The following is a 23,106-nucleotide window of genomic DNA, read 5'->3' on the forward strand; positions in this document are numbered from 1 at the left end:
AAAACAGCCTTCCAGACTTCTCTGCGGCGGCGGCCATTGCTTAACACTTACGGTTGTCATGAGCGTAGTGGAAGGAACTATTTCGGCTAAACTGGTACCTGATAGTTTCCCCGACAATCTCGGAATGACTTCAATTATTGAATTAATTACGAGCAAAGCAGAGTAGCTTTCAAAGCGATTCAAGCTCTACGGAATCACATAATGGAAAGCCAGCCATTCGTCCTTGCCGGCATCGTAGCTGGTGCCGAACCAGATGCCTTTGGTTTGGAAGTCGTCCGGGAAGGCTTTGACCACTTTCAGGGTATTGGTTGTCGGGTTCATCCAGCTGTCAGGGTTCTGCAGGAGCGTGTTGTTGCTGAGGGTAATTTCGTTCGTCTCCTCGTTTAGGGCAAAGGTGCCGGTGGTGGTAGTGCCTTTCTGGTGGCGGGTGTAGTTCTGGGTGCCGCCAAAACGGTCGAAGCGAATCCAGGAACTGGCTACGGCTGTTTCCCAGCTGGTGTTCCAGCCCCAGTCGCTGGAAGAAGCAGCTGATTCAGTCCAGCCTTTGCCGCCTACAATCCAGTCTACGGGGTTTCCGCTGGCATCGAGGTTCCATACCCGGCCGGAGGAGGCGCCGCCAGTGAGCATGTTAAGTAGTTGGCCCGGTGCAAATTCAGGATCAAAGCCTTCGTCGGGTCCGGTTTCTGCTGGTTCTTCGGGTACCCAGCTATCACTGTATTCTTTCGATACATAGTTATACACCAGTAGCGCAGGCCCTTCGCAGGAAGTTCGCAACACCGCAAGTTGCATGGCACTTTCAGTAAGCGACAGCAGTTTTATGTTGCCCCAGGCTGCCACGCAGCCATCATTGCCGGAGTTGTGCAGTGGGGTGGCATCGGTCATGGTGAGGGTTTTGGAGTTCACATCCAGAAAGTAAGTGCCGCGCTCTGTGCCCCGGTTGGGTAGCATCTTATGTTCTACGGTCACAAAAGGCCCGTTTTTCAGGTTGAAGGTCATGGTACCATAATCACCAGCCTCCATCAGCCAGGTGTTACCGGCATAATCGGGGTTCCAGTTCCAGCAGTCGCCGCCATCTTTCATACAGGCGCCTTCCCAGCCATTGTCGGTGCCATAAAAATAGAGTGGGCCATCAAAATACTTGGCCTCTATGTCCAGTATCCAGGTTTTTTCGCTGCCTACGCCACCTGAAAGGGCAGCCCAGAGCGGGTCATCCACGTAGTTCAAGTTATCCTGGGTTATCTGAATGGTTACCGGGTCCATCTCCACAATACCACCTGCCGTAGCGGCAGAGAACTTGATGACATATTCGCCCTGAAAGGCAAACCGCACGGTATCGACTCTGCGGTCGGAGCGGCCGGTGCCGTAATCCCACATCGAGAGGGTGCCGGGCGTTTCGTTGATCAGGATCACGGTATTGCCGCCTGGATCTATATTGCGGGGCTGCTCCACTCTGAATTTGATCTCTGATTTGTCGAGCATCCTGCCCAACTCGTAATTATCGTCCTGGCACGCTGTTAAAAAAAACAGGGGTGCCAGCAGTGTATACAACAGTATTTTTATCCGTTTCATCTGCTTATCTTTTTTGGGTTCTGGTTTGAACCTGGTTACCAACCTATATTCTGTTTCAGCGTGTTGCTCGACAAGGTTACCTGGTTAGCAGGAATCTGTTGCAGGCCCTTTGTCTCGATGATCTTACTGGCGGCTATGCTTTTGGTGACAGGTGCTCCGCCGTTTTCCAGCGTGGTAGTTTCTGCAATAATGCCTGCTGCGGTGTTTACGCCCTGGCGGAGTAGATCCCAATAGCGGATGCCTTCAAATGCAAATTCCAGCCGTCGCTCTTCCATGAGGTTAGCCTGCGATACAGACAAGGCACTGAAATTACTGCCATAAGCCCGCTTTCTCACCGCGTCAAAATAAGTCTGGGCGCTGGGGCTTCCCAGCTCGGCAGCCATCAGCAGCACATCGGCGTAGCGTATGGCCACGTAATCCTGGTACTGGCCGATCATGAAGTTGGCGCCACCTCGGTTTACCGCCAGGCTGTTCCCTTCCTCATCTACCATCGGGGCATACTTTTTCACATATAGGCCAGTGTACTCGCGCTGCTTGTTCTTATTTTTAAAGTCGATGTTCTCACCGGCGATGGAGATGATGGAAGCTACTTTGCGGCTGTCGTTGTCAGAGTAGGCGTTCCAGAGCTTCGGGTTAACCGTGCCACCTCCCCAGCCATTGCCGTAAGGATAGCTGAACTGCTCCCGCATGCCAAACATCACCATCCAGTGGTTGCCATCGGTGTTGCCATCGTAGTTGCTGGTGAAGGAGTATTTAATGGCGAAAACGGTTTCTTTGTTGTCTTCTCCGGCATAGTTGTTTACAGAGGCAGCAGGCCACAGATGCGCAAAATCTTCTACCAGCCCGAACCCGCCATTGCTGATCACATCTTCGAGGTAGTTCAATGCCTGGGCTTTGCTAACAACACCTACCAGATCGGGTTTTCCATAGTAGCCGGTGTAGTAGAGAAACACACGACCCACCAGCGCCTCAGCGGCCCACTTGGTTACTCTGCCACGTGTGGCAGGATTTTGTGCACCATAAGCGGTGGCAGGCAGGTTGTCAGCTGCAAATTTCAGGTCTTCGGCAATTACCTTATACACTTCATCGGGGTTAGCCTGTGGCAGGTTTTCGGCAGATGGTGCCGTTAGCAGTGGAATATTTCCCCACAGCCGCACCATGTCGAAGTACAGGTAAGCACGCAGGAACCTGGCCTCCGACTCCACCACCTTTCTCTGGTCTGCATCATTCCCCCACTCTATCTGGTCGAGCTTGCTCAGCAGCATGTTGCAGCGGTAAATGGCACGGTAGTAATCACGCCAGTTTGCTTCGAACAGGTTCTGGTCAGAGGGCGAACGCAGCCTGTCGAACTCGTCGATGGCCTGGTAACCGAACCCGTCGGCGTTGCCGGTGCCTCCAAAGCAGTTATCAGAGAAAATCTCAGACGCTAACGGAAAACTGATCCCATCAGACCAGACACGCTGCAGCCCATCGTAGCAGCCTACTAGGGCTCTGTCGGCATCGGCAGGCGTTCTGTAGAAATTGGCTTCCGTCAGGGTAGTAAGTGGTTCTGCGTCTATAAAATCGTCGCCACAAGCCCCCAGCGAGAGCAGGCCCAACGACAATGCAAGTATCTTTAGCTTTTTCATTTTTCTTCTTGTCGATGTGTTAGAATCTAATATTGGCTCCCATCATGTAGGTTCTCGGACGTGGGTAATAACCCAAATCGATGCCCTGTGAAAAACCTTCGGAATAACCGATCTCAGGATCCATGCCGTTATATTTGGTGAAGGTGTAGAGGTTCAGGGCAGAGGCATAAATGCGCACCTGGCTCAGGTAGCTCTTCTTGAACAACTTGCCGAAATCGTAGCCAACCGTTACGTTGCTGATGCGCAGAAAATCGCCATCGTGCAGGTACAGGTCCGAGAAGTTGGTCCAGTTGCGGGCATCCTCTGTTACGCGCGGCATGGTGGTAGAGGAACCCGGCCCGTGCCAACGACCCAGTATAGCAGTAGAGTGGTTGGCATATGGGTCGGCCTGGTTGCGGTACGACTGCACCAACTGGTTGCCGGCCACGCCAGAAGTGAGTACAGAAATATCGAAGCCTTTGTAATCAGCAGCCATCGTAAAACCGAAAACGTACTCCGGGTTCGGGTTACCGATCATGGTTTTGTCCTGCTCGTTGATCACCCCGTCGCCATTAATATCCACGTAACGCACATCGCCGGGTCTGGCATTTGGCTGAATTACGCGGTTCTCGCCAGAGCGGTAGCCGGCCACTTCTTCTTCAGTCTGAAAAATACCATCGGTTTTGAAGCCCCAGAAGTAGCCAATCGGGAAGCCGTTCTGTGCTCTATTAAACTCAGTGGAGTTATTGAACAGCAGGTTGTTATTGCCATGGATGATGCCATCTTCAGTAGGAATAACACCTACTTTGTTTTTGTTGTAGGCACCGTTGATACCCAGGCTGTAGTTAAAGTCGCCTACAGAGTTGTTGAACCGGATACCCAGCTCTACCCCTCTGTTGCGCACGTTGCCGCCGTTTATAAAAGGAGCATCGGCACCAGCCGTGGCCAGAATCGGCGCCCTGATGAGCCAGTCTTTGGTGACCTTGTTGTACCAGTCGAAGCTCACATCTACCTTGCCGTTAAAGAAACGGGAATCGAAACCAATATTGGTTTGCTCGGAGGTTTCCCACTTAACGCTCTCGTTGCCAAGCCGGCTAGGGTAGGCACCTGGAGTAAGTTCGCCTTCCTCAGGTCCGAAAATATAGTTGGCGTTGGTAAAGGCAACCGGCGCCAGGTACTGGAAGAAATCTATGTTCTGGTTGCCCACCTGGCCCCAGCTGGCACGGAGCTTAAAATAATCCATCCAGTTCTGGGTGCCCGTCAGGAAGTCTTCTTCTGTCAGTATCCAACCGGCCGAAACGGACGGAAAATAGCCCCAGCGGTTCCCTTTGGCAAACCTGGAAGAAGCGTCTGCCCTGAAAGTGGCGTTGAGCAGGTACTTCTCTTTGTAATTATAGTTCAGCCGCCCAAAATACGACATCCGTTTGTCTTCAGGAGATGGGCCGCCGCCCACACTCATATAGGGAGCGCCTAAAGTGTTGGTGGCATTCGAGAGCCAGGCATAGCGCAGGTCCGAAATGATCAGGTCGCGGTTCGTGCCCGAGATGCTGGTGCTCCAGTTCTGGAAGGCTGAGGAGCCTATCATCACCTCAAAATCATGGTCTTGGGCCGCCTTAAAGTTGTAGCTCAGCAGGTTGTCGAATAGCACGGTCCTGCCTTTCCCCATCGACTGGTTCACTCTGTTAAAGAGGTTGAACGAGTATACCGACAAGTTGTAGATAGGTGAATAGGACTGGTTTTCGTTGGCATGCATATCCAGGCCCAGGCTTGTCCGGAAGCGGAGGTTCTTGATCGGCTCTAGTACGAGGTAAGCATCACCCAAGAGCCGCTGGTTATTTCTGCGGTTCTGGTTGTTGTATACCATGGTGGCATAAGGGTTGGCCTCGCCGGTGTTCCAGGTGGAGTTGCTGTTGTCGTAAAAATTGCCATCCTCGTCGAACATCGGCACAAAAGGGCTGGTGTTAAAAGCGCCGCGCAGCGAGTTGTTGTACTGGTTGCCTACGCCTATGCCATTGTTGTTGATGTAGGCAAAGTTGAGGTGCTGGCCTATTTTAAGCACCTCTTTGTAGAGTTTGTGCTCTGAGTTGATGCGGAAGTTATAGCGCTCATAATTAGAGAGGTCTTTGCCGCCCACAACGCCTTCCTGCGAGGTGTAAGACAAGGCCGTGGAGTAAGTTGAATTTTCGGAACCACCCTGCGCACCCAGTGAGTAGTTCTGGGTTAGGGCGTTCTTTACAAACATCTCGTCCATCCAGTTGGTACCCTCTCCCATGGTTGCAATTTGCTGGTTCGTGAAGTAGGGCAGCTTACCGGAGTTCACGGCCGCTTCGTTCATAATAGAGGCATACTCCCTGGAATTTAACAGACTGGCTTTGCGGGCCACATGCTGCACACCGTAGTAGGAGTCGAAGGTAATGCGGGCTGGCTGGCCGGCGGTTCCCTGCCTGGTGGTGATCAGGACCACACCGTTTGCCGCCTGCGAGCCATAGATAGCGGCAGAGGCAGCGTCTTTCAGCACATCGATAGAGGCGATGTCGGCCGGGTTCAGGAAATCGATGTTGGTTGTCAGCACGCCATCCACTACATAAAGCGGACCTGAGTTGCCTATCGTGCCTAAGCCCCGGATCAGCACCCGCATGCCCTCTCCCGGCTGGCCGGAAGTAGAGGTGATCTGCACACCCGGTGCCTGGCCTTGTAATGCCTGCAGCGCGTTGGTGGTGCTCTGCTTCTGGATGTCTTCGCCCTTAACCTGGGCCGTAGCGCCTGTGACCAGCTTTTTCTGCTGCACGCCGTAACCTACCACCACCACTTCATCGAGCACCTGCGAGTTCTGCGCCAGGCTGATGTTGAGCTGGCTACGGTTGTTTACCTGAATTTCCTGTGTCACAAAACCAGTATAGGACACGACCAGTGTTTCGTTTCCAACAGGAAGCCGTAGTTCGAAACTGCCGTCTATATCGGTTATGGCCCCTACGGTGGCATTGTCTTTCACACGAACACTTACACCCGGCAACCCGCTGCCATCGTCCTGTGAGGTTACGCGGCCCCTAACCGTTTGCTGGGCGACAGCTATCCCGCACCAACAAAGGAGCCAGCTTAGTAAAATTATTTTTTTCATATACTGATAGCTTAAATTGTTAGGTAATATTATTGTAGGTTCTGTTCCGCAATTATTCTAATGAAAATGTCCCTCCCGAGGCTTTTCCAGATGCCAGATGATAGAGGTAGGGTTCTTTTGCCTGAATCAAGATTTTCAGGATTAAAGGAGGATGTACAGGATGTTCTCACAGCTTCCTTTGCGTGCTACTCCCTGACAAGATTCTCGGATCAAATTCGGGGTCTTTGACTTCCAGGAGGACAACACCAGGCGTGTAACTCCATTTCCACATCTTCAAATCAGATAATTAGCACATCAGCACATTAATTTGCTGCTACCTGAGCTTCACGGTTTTGGCCTTCCCGGTGTATTTTACCACCTGATCCGGCTTTGCCTCGAAGTTGAGCCCGCGGGGCTTGTTCTGGCTGATGTACACGATGTTAAAGGTGCGGTTCTGGAGCATGCCCTCAAAACTGCCTTCACGCTTGCCGATGGTTAATTGCTTGGAGGCTTCGTGGTAGGTAATCGGGATGTTGGAAAAGGCTCCTTTCTCGTAATTGTAATTGGTGTTCTCGTCTTCGTACAGGTCAAACTTGCCATCCTGGCCGCCATACACATAGAGCGTAATGGTTTCGGCAGGCTTCTCGGAGGTGTATTGCAGGTCAGGGCCGAAAGGTACGATGGCACCGGTTTTCACATAGATGGGCATGGTTTCGTAAGGAGCAGGCGCGGTTATCTGCTGCCCGCCCTGCTGGTACTGGCCATTGTGGAGGTTGTACCAGCCGTTTCCTGCCGGCAGGTACAAGGTTCTGGTGGTGGCGTGGCGCTCGTACACCGGGTTAATGAGCAGGCTCGGCCCGAACATAAACTGGTCGCCGATGTTGTGCACGTTCCTGTCCTGCCCGAAATCCATCACCAACGGCCGCATAAGTGTGCCATCCTGGTGGTACACCTGTCCAGTGAGCGAATAGATGTATGGCATCAGGCGGTAACGCAGCTTGTTGTAGTACACAATAGACTGGTACGCCTTATGATTTTCGGGGGCAATGTTGAAGACCTCCCGGTATGGCGTCTGCCCGTGCGACCGGTAGAGCGGTGTAAAGGTGCCGTACTGGTACCAGCGCGTGTTCAGCTCCCGCCACTCCTCCAGGGCATCGCCTTTCGGAGCCGGCCGGTCGTATTTGTCCTCCACAAAAAAGCCGCCTATGTCCATGGTCCAGTAAGGGATGCCGGAAAGCGAGGCATTTAGACCTGCCGGTATCTGGCGACCCAGTTCCTCAAACGTGGACGCTATGTCGCCGCTCCAGATGGCGGCCCCGTAGCGCTGCAGGCCCCCGAAGGCCGAGCGGGTCAGGATGAACACACGCTCTTCAGGGAAGTCCCGCCGCTGCCCTTCAAAGATGGCTTTGGCGTTCATGAGCGGGTAAGCGTTGAAGTATTTCTCTGATGGCCCCAGGTAGGTTGGCCCCATCAGTTGCTTGCGGTGCTCTATGGTGGTGTTGGATAGAATATCGGGCTCTGTGGCATCGAGCCACCAGGCATCTACGCCTTTGCTGTGCAGGTTCTTCTTGAGCAGCTGCCAGAACATTTCGCGGCCTTCCGGATGAAAGGCATCGTAAAAAGTTGACACATAGCCTTTGCCGATCCAGTCCTTAACGCCCTGCTCAATGCTTGCCGTATATAGCAGCCCTTTCGAGTCGAACAATTTGTAGTTCTCGATGCCTTCGTAGAACTTGGGCCACACCGAGATCATGAGCTTAAAGTTCTGGTCGTGCAGCTTTTTGATCATGCCCTCCGCATCCGGGAAACGGCTTTTGTCGAATTCCTGGCTTCCCCATTGATCCTCTTCCCAGTAAGACCAGTCGAGTACGATGTTGTCTATCGGGATCTGGCGCCTGCGAAATTCCTGGGCTACGCTGAGCAGTTCATCCTGTGTTTTGTAGCGCTCGCGGCTCTGCCAGAAACCCATGGCCCACTTGGGCATGATCTGTGCTTTGCCCGTCAGGGTTCGGTAACCGCTCACCACCTCATCCAGGTTTTCGCCATACACAAAATAGTAGTTCAGTTCATCGCCACCCTCGGAGGCGAAAGCAACTTTGTTCACATCTTCTGCCGGAAGAGGTGGCAAATACCGGAGCGCAATATAAGATTGCCCGCCATCGGGCAGCCACTCTATCTTCAGGGCATATTTCTGCCCTTTCTTCAGGTCGTGTTTAAAAACGGAGAAGCCCGGGTTCCAGGCTTCGCGCCATCTGTCAAGCAGCAGTTTGTCATCCAGCCACACCTTTACATAGCCTGAGCCGGGCATCAGGAAGCGGTGCGTGCCGGTCTCGTCCGACTGCACAAAACCTTCCCACAGCACTTTGCCCCCCTGCAGCGAATAGCCCTCCGGAAAGTCTTGCTGCTGCTGCAGGAACTCGTAATAGATCTCCTTCTCAGGCCGCACAATAGGTGCTATGCCTGATTTCTCGGCAGAGATGTACGTCGCAGTCAGCGCTCCGGGCTTTTGGTCTTTGTCATAGAGCGTTAGGGCCGACAATTGCCGGTAAGGGCGGACATCGCCAAACTTCGTGATGGAGTTATTGTCCCAGAGAATGCCGTAGTTTTTGCTCGATACCATAAAAGGCACGGCTGCCACCGAGTTATACTGTGTCAGGTCCACCTGCCAGCCCCGGTAGTTCATGAGGCCTGCCTGGTGCTGCCCCAGCCCGTAAAATGCCTCGTCGTCGGCTACCTGAAAGGCTTTGTGCAGCTGGTACATGGGCGTAGTGCCGTAGGTTACTTCACTAAACGGCTGGTGTCCGTTGTTCGCCTCCTTTAGTACCTCCCGGCCATTCTTATCGAAAAAAGCAAGCTCTCCTGTGCTGGCCGACACTTCCACGCGCAACTCCTTGGTCTGTACCGTCAGCGACTCCTTATTCTCTTTCAGCTCCCAGGCGGGTGTTGCCTTCTCTCCACGCACCACCATCAGGCTTTTCGGTTCGCCCGGTTCACTGTCCGGTGTAGCCACCACCTGTATAATTTTGTCAGACACGATGCGTATCTTTACATATTGCGGATCCCCTGGCTGCTCCTTGTTGAGCTTCACCAGCACCCCATCGGCCAGCTTCTGATAACTGAGAACAGCCGGGTTCCGGAAAGATGTGAGGGCAAAAACCAGAATCGCTAAAAGTGTGTACTTTATTTTCATGCTGCTTTAAATAACAGTGTGTAATCTAGACTGTTAGTTGCTGCTGCGCCGGGCGTAGGGCTAACTAACATAAGTACACAAATGTAAAGAGCGGAAAGCTTTGAGCAGGGTATCAAATGTTTCTATTGTGTGGCTGGGATGTTAACAGCCGAAAAAAGGCGTATTTGGGGCTTTTTGAGAGGGATATTTGTCAGAATCAAGGTTTACAGGATTTTAGGATTGGCAGGATGATTTGTTTCGCGGATAATGTGTTGTACCCACCTTTCAGCAACAAACCATCAGCAATTATTCTAACTCAAGTTGTGCGGCAGCCGATAATGGATAATGGCTATTTCCACCGCCCCACTTTTTGTCATCCTGAAAGGGTCTTGTGGGCAAGAGGCAAAAGCAGAAGCTATTAGCTTGGTAGTCTAAATTAGCATAGCAGCTTTCTTTCGGTGACAGCAGAGGAAATTCGTTTCATTGCCCGTGTCTTTGTTCTTTTTGTCTTGATACAAAAAGAACCAAAAAAATCAAGACGATTTTGAACTCGCTGAACGCTCAAACAGTTTATTTTCATTCGGTGCACCTGGCAAATTATCTGCTTTGTCGCTACCCGACGCAATCCTTCTTTAGAGTAACTACCGCACAACTTAAATTATTGTAATAAAAATTGCCTTCCGGTGAGTTCTGCTGTTTCTGGTGCTGCTGGGTTAAGGTGGTTACCTGAAAGAGGTACTGCTGGAGCAGCATCATGAGAAGCAGTATTTTGGAAAGGATGTTTGTCTGAATCAAGATGTACAGGATTAGAGGATTGGCAGGATAAGGATAAACTAAAAATCCTGTACATCCTGATTCAGACACACCCCTCACTCCACTTCCTGCACCGGCTTGTGCTGCTCGGCATAGGCAGAGGGCAGGATGTGGTATTCCTCCTTAAAATATTTGGTGAAGTATTTCCGGTTGTTGAAGCCTACTTTGTAAGCCACCTCGGCCACCGTCAGCTGGCTTTTCTCGAGGTACTGCGCGGCCCGCTGCAGCCTGATCTTGCGGATAAACTCTACGGGCGAGGTGCTGGTAAGGGCTACCATCTTTTTGTAGAGGTGCACCCGGCTCATGCCTAATTCCCTGCTCATGGCCTCCACCGAAAAGTCAGGGTCATCGAGGTTGTCTTCCACTACCTGAATGGCGCGCTGTATCAGCTTATCGTCCAGCGACTGAATTTCTACGGCACTGGTCTCCACACTGATTTTCCGCTCAAACACGCCCTGCAATTGCCGCCGCTGGGCGATCAGGTTCTGGAGGCGCGAGAGCAGGATCTCGAAATTAAAGGGCTTGCTGATGAAATCGTTGGCTCCGAGGCCCAGGCCTTTTAGCTGCAACTCCTCTGCCTTATGCGCCGTCAGCATCACAAACGGGATCTGGCTGGTGCGGGCATCCTGCTTTATCTTGGTGCACAGGGCAATGCCATCCATTTCCGGCATCATCAGGTCGCTCACGATCAGGTCGGGCAGGTGGGCGAGGGCCTTTTGCCAGCCTTCTTTGCCGTTCTTTGCCTCCAGCATCTCGAAATGCACGCCCAGGTTGTCTTTCAGGTAAAAGCGGAAATCTTCGTTATCCTCTACCAGCAGCACCACCGGCCGGCTCTTTGGCCTTTGCGCAGCTGGCTTCTCCTCCCCTGTTTGCGCTCCGGTCAGCATGTCGACTACCGCCATTTCTTCTTCGGCCATAGTTGGCTCTGCCTCTGTACTGCCCGGCGCCATCTCCCGCATCGGAATCCGGACGGTAAAGCAGCTGCCGCTGCCAGGCTCGCTCTCCAAAGATATCTGGCCTCCGTGTATTTTCACAAATTCGCTCGTTATGGCCAATCCAATGCCGCTCCCCTGGTTTACCATGCTGGTGGGCACGTCGCTCCGGAAAAAACGCTCAAACACCTTTCCCTGCTTTTCTTTGGCAATGCCAATACCGGTGTCCTGCACCTGTATCTCCAGCACTTTGGTACCGCCCAGGGTAACTTTGTCTTCCTGCACAACTACCGTCACATCTATCTTTCCGTCTTCATCCGTAAATTTAAAGGCGTTGGAGAGCAGGTTAAACAGGATCTTCTCCAGCTTGTCCATATCAAAAGAGGCATACCAGGCATCGGTTTGAGAATGAAAGGAAAGTCGAATATTTTTCTTTTCGGAAAGATCCATGAACGATTGCACCGAGGTCTCCACAAACTTGATCACGTTGCCTTCGGAGAGGTGCAGTTGTATGCCCTCCACCTCCAGTTTCCGGAAATCGAGGAGCTGGTTTACCAGGTTCAGGAGCCGCCTGGAGTTGCGGTTCATCATCTCGAACTGCTTGCGCTGTTCGGGGTCGGCAGTGGTTTTGAGCAGTTTCTCGAGCGGCGCCAGGATCAGGGCCAGCGGCGTTCTGAACTCGTGGCTGATGTTGGTAAAGAACCGGATCTTGACCAGGTTAAGCTCCTGCATCTGCACCACCTCGCGCCGCTCCTGCTCCCGCAGGAAATTGCGCCTGTTACGCCGGAGTTCATATTCCCTGATAAAATAAAGCAGCACAACACCCAGCAAACCGTACAGCACATACGCCGTGGTGGTGCGCCAGAACGGAGCCAGCACGGTAATTTTCATACTGATGCCTTCCTTGTTCCAGATGCCATCGTTGTTGGAGGCCAGCACTTTAAACTCGTACTCTCCCGGGTCCAGGTTGGTGTAGGTGGCCTGCCGGGTACCCTGGTTTGTCTCGTGCCAGTCTTTGTCGAAACCTTCCAGTTTATATTTGTAGCTGTTTTTGTCCGGATGGAAAAAGCTCAGGGCGGCAAACCCGATGGTCAGGATGTCTTCGTTGTGCTTCAGGGTGACGTGTGGTGCTTCGGAGAGTGCGCTGCCCAGGATCACGCGGCCATCTCTCTCCTCTCCTACCTTCAGGCTCTTGTTAAACAGCTGAAAATCGGTGAACAGCATTTTCGGAACCGAATAGTTCTTTCCCAGTTCATCCGGGATAAACATATTAAAGCCATTCGGCCCGCCAAAAATCATTTCGCCTCTGGCTGTTTTAAAGGCTGCATTCTCATTAAAGGTCCTCCCCTGCAATCCGTCTGATTCGTCGTAGTTCCGGAAAGATGCTTTCAGGGTGCCATTTCCATCTTGCTGCAGCACCACATTAGAAAGGCCGTGGAGCGTGCTCACCCACAGGTTCTGCTTGTCGTCTTCCAGAATGGTCAGGATGATGTTGTGCGGCAGGCCGCTTTCCTGGTTAAACAACTGAAATGATTTATCGGCGGGCCTGTACAGGAGCAAACCCTCCGGCGTGGCCACCCAGGTGTTCTGGCGGCTGTCGGTATAAATATCCAGGATGCTGTTGCTGGCCAGGCTCCGGATGTTTTTAGGGTCGTTGCGGAATCTGGTAAATTTGCCGGTACGCTTATCGCGCACATCAATGCCGCTGTTGCCCCCGATCCACAGGTTTTTGCCTTTGTCTTCGGCTAAGGCCGAGACATAATTGGATTGCAGCCCGGTTCCGTCGTCGCGCATGCTATACTGCCTGAAAGTTCCGGTGCCGCCGTCGTACCGGAACAGGCCCTGCCGCATGGTGCCCACCCACAGCACGCCATCCGAATCCTCAAAAATCTCCCAGATGTTGTCGTCCGTCAGGTTGGACGTGTGCCTGTTAAAGCGGGTAAACTTCTTTCCATCGAATTTGATGAGCCCACCGGTATAGGTACCTACCCACAGGTTCTTGTGCCTGTCTATCAGCAGGCTCACAATCACATCGCTGCCAATGCTGTTCGGATCGTTTGGGTCTGACAGATACCGGGTATACTGCCCTGTTGTGCGGTTAAAGTACAGCAGCCCGCCGCCATTGGTGCCGATCCAGAGGTTGCCCTGGCCGTCTTCGGCAAAGCGGTTCACGTCGTTATAAGGCAGGCTTCCGGCTATGGCAGGCTGGTTGTTAAAATGCCTGAACCGGAACATATCTTTGTGGTAAATGTTAAACCCTTTTTTGTAGGTGCCGAGCCAGAGAATGCCATCGCTGTCTTTATAGATCGTATTAACGCTGTTGTCGACCAGGCCGTTTTTCTCGTTTATATTGCTGAGGAGGCATTCGGCCTGCATGGTCTGCTTGTTAACAATGCTCACCCCGCCATGGTCGGTGGCGATCCAGATGCTGCCGGCTGAGGCTTCTACCACCCCACGCACCACATCCGACTTCAGCCTCAGCGATGGGGTGCTTTTGCTGAAATTCAGAAGTTTTTTAGTGAATGTCTGGTAAAGGTAGACACCGCTGCTCCGGATACCGGAGGAAATCCAGAGGTCATTGTCGCTGTCGGTGAGGAGGGTGAAATTGTCGGTGGCTCCCTTATACAACTCTGCTAAATCGGTTACCCGCTCCACCACCTGCAGGCTCTGGCTGCTGAGGCGTTCCAGCAGCCCGTTTTGGTGCAGCACCCAGTAGTCGCCCTGCTTGCTCTGGCTCATGGCGGATATGGAATTGCTGCCCAGGCCGCTGCTTCTGCCCGGTTCGTGCTGCAGCCGCAGTATTTTTTTGCTCTTCGGGTTGTACCGCGTCAGTCCCTGGCCGGGCTGCAGAAACCAGAAATAGCCTTTGTTGTCTTTAAAGATGCTCCCCAGGCTGGTGCTTTGCAGCCCGTACCGGCGCATAAAGGCAGTCAGGTCTCCCGAAGTAAATGTCTCGGTTCTGGGATTATAAATAGAAAGGCTGTTATACGAAACAACCCAAAGATAGCCGTCAGGCCCTTCATAAAGGTTTTGCACTTCATTTTCAGAGAGCGAGGCGGGGTTCTTGGAGTCGTGGCGGAAGTTGGTAAACTGATGCCCGTCGTAGCGGCTTAAACCGCCGTTGGTTCCAATCCAGACAAAGCCTTTGCTGTCTTTTAGGAAGCAATTGACCTGGTTATGTGCCAGCCCGTCGTTCATATCCAGTAAAGAAAATTTAAACGGATCGGGCAGGGCCGCCTTAAGGCCTGAGAACGGCATAGGGAATAACAGCACCAGCAAAAAGATCTTCAGAAAACGCATAACGCACATGTTGGCCTGCTGGAAATATACAAGTATAAATGCAGATAAACACAAATTAACATTCGTTATCTTATTTTCAAAGCATTAACCGGATAGGAAAGTCAACCAATCCGCTTTCTCACTGCTTATGAGGACGTTCCCTTTCCATAGCCCGGAAAAATGAGAAAGCACCGCTACACGCGTAGCCACAAGCAGAGTCTTTTGCAGGATAGTGCAGGATAGGAACATTGAGCAATAAGGCTAGTTTTGATAAATAAGGGAAGCCGGGCAGTCTGAACAGCACGACCAATGCCTCCGGAAGGGCATTTCCATTCGAATAATTTGGTTGCTGGTTGTTGGATGCTAAATTGTTAAATGGTTGATTTGGAAATCTGGAAATTTGAAGATGAATTGCCATTGCAGGCTATGCAAAAAATATTCTCTTAACTCTAAACTTTTAACACTAAACTCTTTAAAAAGGTCCTGTGTCTATTATTTGGCTTCGGAAGGCTATTTTGATTAGAATAATTTGATTGGGGCTGTCAGAAAGGTGTTTCCGTTGCAGAAACCGGGAAGTGAATATTTTTAATAAATAACCAAAAGTGAAAATGGGTCTAAAAATGCCTTTGAATCAAAAGCGACTACTCTTACCGGGAATTTTTCTTCTGTTCATCTTTTTTTTAGTCGCCGCCACGGCCGCTTCTGCCAATCCACGCACCAAATTTAATTTCAACCCCGGCTGGAAAGTGCTGGTAGGAGACCCTGCCGGAGCCGAGGCTCCCAATTTTAACGATGCTACCTGGCGAAAGGTAACGCTCCCCTGGGCCTGGAATGAAGACGAAGCTTACAAGATAGATATTCATAGTCTTACCACCGGGGTAGCCTGGTACCGCAAAGAGTTTAAGCTTCCGGCCGATGCCAAAGGCAAGAAAGTGTTCCTGGAGTTCGAGGGCGTGCGCCAGGGCGGCGAGTTCTACGTGAACGGCCAGCACATCGGCCGCCACGAAAACGGCGCCATGGCTGTGGGCTTCGACATCAGTGAGTTGGTAAAGCCAGCGCCGGCGGTAAACGTAGTAGCCGTGCGTACCGACAGCGACTGGAAATACCGCGAGAAATCCTCCAACTCGACCTACCAGTGGAGCGACCACAACTTCAACGCCAACTATGGCGGCATCCCCAAAAACGTATACTTGCACATCTCGGACAAGCTCTACCAAACGCTGCCGCTCTACTCCCACCTCGGCACCACCGGTGTCTACATCTACGCCCGCAACATCGATATCCCGGCCAGAACAGCCACCATCACAGCGGAGTCTGAAGTAAAAAATGAGCATGCCAGCGCCAAAACGTTTCAGTACGAAGTGGTGATAGAGGACCTGGACGGGAAGAAAGTGAAGACCTTTGCCGGAACTCCAACCACACTGGCTCCGGGCGAGACGAAGAAAGTAAATGCCAGTGCCCAGGTCGACAACCTGAACTTCTGGAGCTGGGGCTACGGCTACCTTTACAACGTGTACACCACCCTGAAAGTAGACAGCAAGCCCGTGGACGAAGTGCAGACCCGCACCGGCTTCCGGAAAACCGCTTTTAAAGATGGCATGTTCTACTTAAACGATCGGGTGCTCATGGTGCATGGCTATGCCCAGCGCACGAGCAACGAGTGGCCGGGCGTAGGCATGTCGGTGCCGGCCTGGCTCAGCGACTACAGCAACCGCCTGATGGTAGAAAGCAACGGCAACCTGGTGCGCTGGATGCACATCACGCCCTGGAAGCAGGACGTGGAATCTTGCGACCGAGTTGGTTTGATACAGGCCATGCCAGCCGGCGATGCCGAGAAAGACGCCAAAGGCCGGCAATGGGAGCAGCGCACCGAACTTATGCGCGATGCCATCATCTACAACAAAAACAACCCCAGCATCATCTTCTACGAGTCGGGCAACGAGTCCATCAGCGAGGAGCACATGGCCGAGATGAAGGCCATCCGCGATAAGTATGACCCCTACGGCGGCCGCGCCATCGGCTCCCGCGAGATGCTGGACAGTGAGGTAGCCGAGTACGGGGGCGAGATGCTCTACATCAACAAAAGCGCCGACATACCCATGTGGGCCACCGAGTACTCCCGCGACGAAGGCCTGCGCAAGTACTGGGATGAATTTACGCCGCCTTACCACAAAGACGGTGCTGGTCCGCTCTACAAAGGCCAGGATGCCAGCGACTACAACCGCAACCAGGACTCGCATGCCAAAGAGAACGTGATCCGCTGGTTCGACTACTGGCGCGAGCGACCGGGCACGGGCAAGCGGGTGAGTTCCGGAGGTGTAAACATCGTGTTCTCCGATACCAACACCCACTACCGGGGCGAAGAAAATTACCGCAGAAGCGGCGAGGTGGACCCCATGCGCATTCCCAAAGATGGCTTCTTTGCCCACCAGGTAATGTGGGACGGCTGGGTAGAACCAGAAAACCCCAGAACGCATATCATGGGCCACTGGAACTATGAACCTGGCGTGACGAAGGATATTTTTGTAGTGTCGAACGGGGAGGCCGTGGAGCTGTTCATCAACGGCGAGTCGAAAGGAAAAGGCGAGCAGAGCCACCGCTTCCTCTTCACCTTCAAGAATATCAGCTTTAAGCCCGGTACCATCAAAGCCGTAAGCTACAATGAAGCTGGCGAGAAAGTAAGCGAAGCACAGAAAGTAACAGCAGGAAAACCAGAAGCGCTTCGGCTTACGGTAATGCAGCAGCCTGAAGGCTTACTGGCAAACGGCCACGACCTAGCGCTGGTAGAAGTGGAGGTTGTAGACAATAAAGGCAACCGCTGCCCTACTGCCCTCAACATGGTAGACTTTAAGTTAGAGGGTGCCGCCGAATGGCGCGGCGGCATTGCCCAGGGCCCGGACAACTATATCCTCTCTAAGAATTTGCCGGTAGAAGGCGGCGTGAACCGGGTGCTGATCCGCTCGACGACCAAAGCAGGCAAAATAAAATTGCAGGCGAGGGCAGCCGGGCTGAAATCAGCAACAGTCACGGTAAAGTCAAACCCATTTAAGCAGGAAAACGGATTGGCCACCAGGCTTCCGGGCGACAAGTTGCCCTCTTACCTGGACCGCGGCCCTACGCCTGTCGGCGAGTCCTACATTGTGTCGCGCACACCGGTTGGCATTGTAAAAGCAACAGCAGGCACAAACCAGCAGGACGCGAACAAATCTTTCGACGACAATGAGCTGACTAACTGGGAAAACGATGGATTGCTTTCAACCGGTTGGATACGTTACGAACTGGAACGAAGCGCTCCGATAAGCGAGATCACCATGAAGCTCAACAACTGGCGCAACAGAGTTTACCCGATCCAGATCACTATAGACGGCAAAGAGGTTTTTAAAGGCAACTCCGTTCGCAGCCTGGGCTACTTCACGGTGACTTTCCCGCCCACCACAGGCAAAAACGTAATGATAAAACTCATTGGCGCCAACACCGACGGCGACGCCTTCGGGTTTATTGAGATAACCGGTGTAAAGGAGCCGGCAGGCAACACTACCGAAGCAAAAGGCGCGTTAGGCATAAATGAAATCGAGTTCTACGAAACACACGAACCCCTGACAGGCTCTACCTTGAAGTAAATGCGGAATGTTAATGTTGCATAAGCAGCAGCAGCAAGGGTAGAAGGCTCCGGAGGGCCATTTTTATTAGAATAATTTCTATCTTAACCCATCAGAGGCGCTTTTCCTGAACCTTACTGCTTCATCAAATCATGCAGTCTATAACTGGGAATAAATCTGGTTAAATAACATGAAGAATTATTTAACCAACAATTGAACAAACTAGAAATTCAACAATCAATAGCGTGCAACCATAACATGACAAACAGAACAGTTTCTTACTGGAGAATTTCCTTTCTAAGCTTGCTGGCCATAATCGGATCGGCTTGTGCTTCTCAAAAATCAACTACTTCCGGCGAAAATAAGTTGCCCGAGAAGGACCAAGTACTTCAAACCCTTCGGCTCACCAACGACTACTTTATGCAGAAGTGGCCAGACCCAGGCAAGGAAATCGTAACCAACAAGACCCGCCCAAGCAATATCTGGACGCGTGGCATCTACTATATCGGCCTGATGGAGCTCTACAAAGCTGATAAACAACAGCGCTATTACGATTATGCCGTTGACTGGGGCCAAAAACACAACTGGGGCCTGACGGGAGGCGACAAGGTGCGCCATGCCGATTACCAAACCTGCGGCCAGACCTACATCGAACTCTACAACATCGATCCGCAGCCAGAGCGCATCCGCTCCATTAAAGCCTCTATGGACAACATGGTGAACAGCTCCAAAGTAGACGACTGGGATTGGATTGACGCCCTGATGATGGCCATGCCTATTTATGCCCAGCTGGCTCAAATTTACCCGGATAGTGCCGACATCTACCACCAGCGCATGTACGACATGTATATGGCTACCAAAACAAAGATTGGTGGCGGGCTTTACAACCAGGCAGACGGCCTGTGGTGGAGAGACAAAGACTTTGTGCCGCCGGTGCAATCGCCAAACGGCAAAGACATCTACTGGTCCAGAGGCAATGGCTGGGTAGTGGCGGCCCTGGTTCGCGTCTTGGATATCATGCCAAAAAATGGCCCGCACCGCGATGAGTACCAGAAAACCTACCTGGAGATGATGAAGGCACTGGTGCCACTGCAACGCGAAGACGGATTCTGGAACGTAAGCTTGGAAGATCCGGAGCATTTTGGTGGCAAGGAAACATCCGGAACAGCCCTTTTTACCTACGGCATGGCCTGGGGCGTGAACAATGGCCTGCTTGATGCAGATGTTTACAACCCGATTATCGCTAAAGCCTGGAATGCCATGGCCACTGAGGCGGTACACCCCAATGGATTTCTGGGCTACCTACAGGGCACCGGCAAAGAACCAAAAGACGGTCAGCCGGTTACCTACACCAGCAAACCCGATTTCGAAGATTACGGCCTGGGCTGCTTCCTGCTGGCCGGTACCGAAATAATGAAGATGAAGTAAACGAAAAGACAGAAAAATCAGATACAAAAAAGCTCTGGCTGCTATAGCCAGAGCTTTTTTGCATAATGAAGGACAAAAATCGGCTGCCCCCCGTACACTGTCAAGGAACAATTATATAAATAAGCTATGGAAATAACGGTAACCCATGAAGAGCAGTACCAGCAGTTCACTGTTGTTCTCCCTGACGAAGAAGAAGCAGAACTTGCCTACTCCACTCCTGCCCCAAAAGTGCTGGATTTCACCCATACTTTCGTACCGGAAACAGCCCGCGGCAAAGGAATTGCTGACAAACTGATTGAAGCAGGACTGCAGTTTGCCGCCAACAACAACTACCAGATCAGAGCCTCCTGCCCGGTCGTGGCCAGGTTTATAGAGCGACACCCCGCGTATAAGGAGCTGCTGCAGAAATAAAACAGGATCTTACGTGCGATAAGAGAAGAAGGATTATGGCGGAATCCTCCACTCTTATCGCACTCCTATTTTCATCCTCTTTATTTCAAAAAAATTTACGGCCTCTACAACAGCACCGACCTTTCTTTGGCTGCTACACTGCGGCTGGCGCGGTATCGGGCAATTCGGGTGCTGGCAAGCAGTATGAGCAGGCCAACCACAGCACAACTCATCATGATGCTGACCATCGGCAGGGTGCTGCCGTTGTGTAGAAAGCTCACCACGGCAGAGACTAAGCCGCCCATCGCCATCCGGAAACTCCCCATCAGAGCCGCTGCGCTGCCTGTGTGCTTCGAGAAGGGCGCCAGCGATAAGGCTGTGGCATTCGGATTGGTTAAGCCCTGCCCGGCCAGAAAAAGGAAGATCAGCAGCACCAGGCTGTATTTGCCATACCAGCCAAACCACGTCCCCAGCACCAGCACCAGCCCCACCACCGTCTGGTAATACAGTGTTACCGTAATAATCTGCTCACTGGTGAACCGTTTCAGCAACACGTGGTTGAGCTGTGTAGACCCGATCATGGCAAAGGCGATAGTGGCGAAAATCCACCCATATTCCTGCTCGCTTACCTTGTAAATGTTCATAAACACATCGGCAGAGCCGGCTATGTAGGCGAAAGGGGCTGCTGTGGCAATACCACCTGCAAGCATGTAAAGCAGGAACTGCCGCTGCCTAAGTACCGTCAGGAAGTTTTTGAGCACCGGCCTGGGCCGAAGCGATATAGAAGGATCCGCCATCTTGCCCACAGGCAGAAAAAAATACACACCCGCCAGCAGGATTAAGGAGATCACGGCCAGGGCTATAAAAACAGAATGCCAGCCAAAGGTCGCCGTCATATACCCCCCTACCGTAGGCGCCACCATCGGAGACACTGCAATTACCAGCGTCAGCAGCGAAAATGCCTGCGCTGTTTTGTTTACCGGAAAAATATCGCGTACCAGCGCTTGGGCCGCCACCATTCCTACACAACCTCCTATAGCCTGCAGGAACCGCATAGCGATCAGCGAATCCACGGAGTAGGTAAGGGCACAGCCAACCGAGGCGACCATGTAAATGACCAGCCCAACATACAAGGGCTTTTTGCGGCCAAAGCGGTCGAGCAGCGGGCCGTAGAGCAGCTGCCCGACAGAAATACCGATCAGGTAGCTCGTAAGGGAAAACTGTACCTGCGAAATGGTGGTGTTTAAATCTGCTGCAATGGCCGGGAAACCAGGCAGGTACATATCAATGGCAAAGGGACTGATGGTCGAGAGGGAACCCAGTATGAGTATAGTTACAAAGTATTGTTTACGCGTCATAAATAAATTAAAAAAGCATTCAAAGTTACAACATTAATTTAAGCCATAATGTTCTGCCTGTCCAAAAGAATTGTTATACCTCTGGCAGCCACAGTTGTTGCCCCGCCTGCTGCTATTTTTAGTAACCACCGGCAGGAAGTAAGAGAACAAAGGTACAGCAGCGGCAGGTATTGCTGTAAAAGAATATTAATTTTGCGCCCTTATCAGAAAGTAGCAGAGGCCTGATGAACGGCAATCTGACGAAGCACCTACAAGTAAAATTGGCTGACCGTAAAACTGATCAGCAGCAGCAGGAGCAGCAGAGCCTCCGGAGGGCATTTTCTATTCGAATAATTTGAAAGGCCATGCTCGTTTTGCAGCACTAACTCCCACCATAAAACCAGTTGGCAGGCACCAACATATTTTTCTATGGCAGCTCTATATATTTACAATAATATAGAGATATCCCGGTTAACTTATAGGAAGTTTCAGAATTAGTCCTACATCTGCCTTTATTTTCTTATGAAAACAAAAAAGAGCCTGCTCCTGCTGATTGCCTGTATGCTGTACCAGTTCAGTTATGGCCAATTTATAAAAGAAGTAAAAGCAGGCCTGAGCTACGCAACAGTGCGGTTTGATGATGCCAGACTGCAAAGTGCTACCTCAGAGCGGACCGGTTATTTTGCAGGCATCGCGGCACAGCAGGAGCTTAACCAGAAATGGTTCTCCAGGCAGGAGCTTTCCTATGCGGTAAAAGGGCACAAACAACACTTTTCTTCCTCGGGCCCTGCCCTTGTCAGCTACCACTACCTTACGCTGCCGCTTTTGGTAGGGTATAAACCCCTGAGCAAACTGCGTATTTACCTGGGGCCTGAGCTGGCGCTGGCTGGCCCCGTTATGTACAGCAGTGATGGACAGAAAAGCAACCTGCATCATTTAGAGAAATTAAATGTGCTGGATATAGGAGCAGATGCAGGACTGATGTACCAGCTCCTTCCGCGGGCCGAAGTTGACATACGCTATAGCCACGGCTTAAGGAAGGTCCGGAATGTGAGGTTCAACAACAGTTCAGGCTTATTCCAGGAGACAAAAGCCGATGGCAGGCACCGTGCGCTACAACTGGCCGTGAACTACACCCTAAGAAAGAAATAAGCAAGATGCAGCGGCCCGTCCGGCTCATGGCAGCAACTGGTATTTACAAAGCTTCAGCAGGAGCAGCACCTAACCCGGAGGGCTATTTTAATTAGAATAATTGTGCTGTTACTTCCTGCTGAAGAAAAATGCTGCTGTCGAATAAGACAAAACCGCAGATAACCTCTTAGCAATCAAACATATACTTTCCGCTCGCGCGTCGTTTATACCAGCCGGTAAGTAGTTATTGAAATGAGCAACCTTATTACAAAAATACAGGAAGACAAGTAAAATGAAAATTGAGTCTCATACTATAAACGACACCAAAATTGCTGAAGTGATTTCGGAAGAAACCATCATTAATAATACGGAAGACGGGATAGATTTATTAGGAAACCTATACTATCAGGGTTTTGACAGCATGGTACTGCATGAAAAAAATATCACGCCTGCGTTTTTTGATCTGAAAACCGGAATGGCGGGAGAAATTCTTCAAAAATTCTCAACTTATCGTATGCGTCTGGCTATTGTGGGGGACCTCTCGAAATTCAAAAGCAAGAGTTTAGGTGACTTTATGTATGAAAGCAATAAGGGGAAACAGGTCAGTTTTGTCACGTCATTTTCAGAAGCTTTAGACTCTCTGTCCAGGTAGATTTGTTCAGAGTCAGCAACTGAAGGCACAGTAAGAAATCTAATTCTAAAATCCAGTAACAGGAGCGCCACTTAACCTGACAGAGTTTAAGTGGCGCTTTCTT

At 51.6% G+C, this 23,106-nt stretch carries 11 protein-coding genes; 5 read left to right on the plus strand and 6 right to left on the minus strand.

All coding sequences use genetic code 11. The features are described 5' to 3' along the window. Window positions 1-186: 186 nt before the first annotated feature. The 5 genes from FJM74_RS17100 to FJM74_RS17120 all read right to left on the minus strand — a co-directional run bounded on the left by FJM74_RS17100 (window position 187) and on the right by FJM74_RS17120 (window position 14,487). The gene (locus FJM74_RS17100) at window positions 187-1,569 is read right to left on the minus strand and encodes a hypothetical protein (protein ID WP_187263851.1); all 1,383 of its coding nucleotides are present in this window, start codon (window positions 1,567-1,569) and stop codon (window positions 187-189) included. A 35-nt stretch (window positions 1,570-1,604) separates the two neighbouring features. Then, complete coding sequence (locus FJM74_RS17105; protein WP_187263852.1) at window positions 1,605-3,197, minus strand: RagB/SusD family nutrient uptake outer membrane protein; 1,593 nt, start codon at window positions 3,195-3,197, stop codon at window positions 1,605-1,607. A gap of 19 nt (window positions 3,198-3,216) precedes the next feature. Next, complete coding sequence (locus FJM74_RS17110; protein WP_187263853.1) at window positions 3,217-6,294, minus strand: SusC/RagA family TonB-linked outer membrane protein; 3,078 nt, start codon at window positions 6,292-6,294, stop codon at window positions 3,217-3,219. Between the two features lie 313 nt (window positions 6,295-6,607). After that, window positions 6,608-9,463, minus strand: a complete 2,856-nt coding sequence (locus FJM74_RS17115) for a TIM-barrel domain-containing protein (protein WP_187263854.1) — start codon at window positions 9,461-9,463, stop codon at window positions 6,608-6,610. Between the two features lie 848 nt (window positions 9,464-10,311). After that, window positions 10,312-14,487, minus strand: a complete 4,176-nt coding sequence (locus FJM74_RS17120; RefSeq protein WP_187263855.1) for a hybrid sensor histidine kinase/response regulator transcription factor — start codon at window positions 14,485-14,487, stop codon at window positions 10,312-10,314. 599 nt (window positions 14,488-15,086) lie between these two features. Here FJM74_RS17120 and FJM74_RS17125 point away from each other — a divergent pair. The 3 genes from FJM74_RS17125 to FJM74_RS17135 all read left to right on the plus strand — a co-directional run bounded on the left by FJM74_RS17125 (window position 15,087) and on the right by FJM74_RS17135 (window position 19,904). After that, window positions 15,087-18,086: a glycoside hydrolase family 2 protein gene (locus FJM74_RS17125; protein WP_187263856.1), complete on the plus strand. Its 3,000-nt coding sequence runs from the start codon at window positions 15,087-15,089 to the stop codon at window positions 18,084-18,086. A gap of 237 nt (window positions 18,087-18,323) precedes the next feature. Next, complete coding sequence (locus tag FJM74_RS17130; protein WP_187263857.1) at window positions 18,324-19,493, plus strand: glycoside hydrolase family 88/105 protein; 1,170 nt, start codon at window positions 18,324-18,326, stop codon at window positions 19,491-19,493. A gap of 126 nt (window positions 19,494-19,619) precedes the next feature. Next, window positions 19,620-19,904 (plus strand): GNAT family N-acetyltransferase, encoded by a 285-nt coding sequence (locus FJM74_RS17135; RefSeq protein ID WP_187263858.1) that lies wholly within the window; start codon window positions 19,620-19,622, stop codon window positions 19,902-19,904. A 104-nt stretch (window positions 19,905-20,008) separates the two neighbouring features. Here the strand turns inward: FJM74_RS17135 and FJM74_RS17140 are convergent, their stop codons facing one another. Then, a complete protein-coding gene (locus FJM74_RS17140; protein ID WP_187263859.1) occupies window positions 20,009-21,241 on the minus strand; it encodes a multidrug effflux MFS transporter in 1,233 nt (410 codons plus the stop codon). Between the two features lie 501 nt (window positions 21,242-21,742). Between FJM74_RS17140 and FJM74_RS17145 the strand changes: the two genes are divergently transcribed. Next, window positions 21,743-22,372, plus strand: a complete 630-nt coding sequence (locus FJM74_RS17145) for a porin family protein (RefSeq protein ID WP_187263860.1) — start codon at window positions 21,743-21,745, stop codon at window positions 22,370-22,372. A 271-nt stretch (window positions 22,373-22,643) separates the two neighbouring features. Beyond that, the gene (locus FJM74_RS17150) at window positions 22,644-23,003 is read left to right on the plus strand and encodes a DUF4180 domain-containing protein (protein WP_187263861.1); all 360 of its coding nucleotides are present in this window, start codon (window positions 22,644-22,646) and stop codon (window positions 23,001-23,003) included. The last annotated feature ends 103 nt before the right edge of the window (window positions 23,004-23,106 follow it).

This window comes from Pontibacter beigongshangensis (genome assembly GCF_014332515.1).
GTDB lineage: Bacteria > Bacteroidota > Bacteroidia > Cytophagales > Hymenobacteraceae > Pontibacter > Pontibacter beigongshangensis.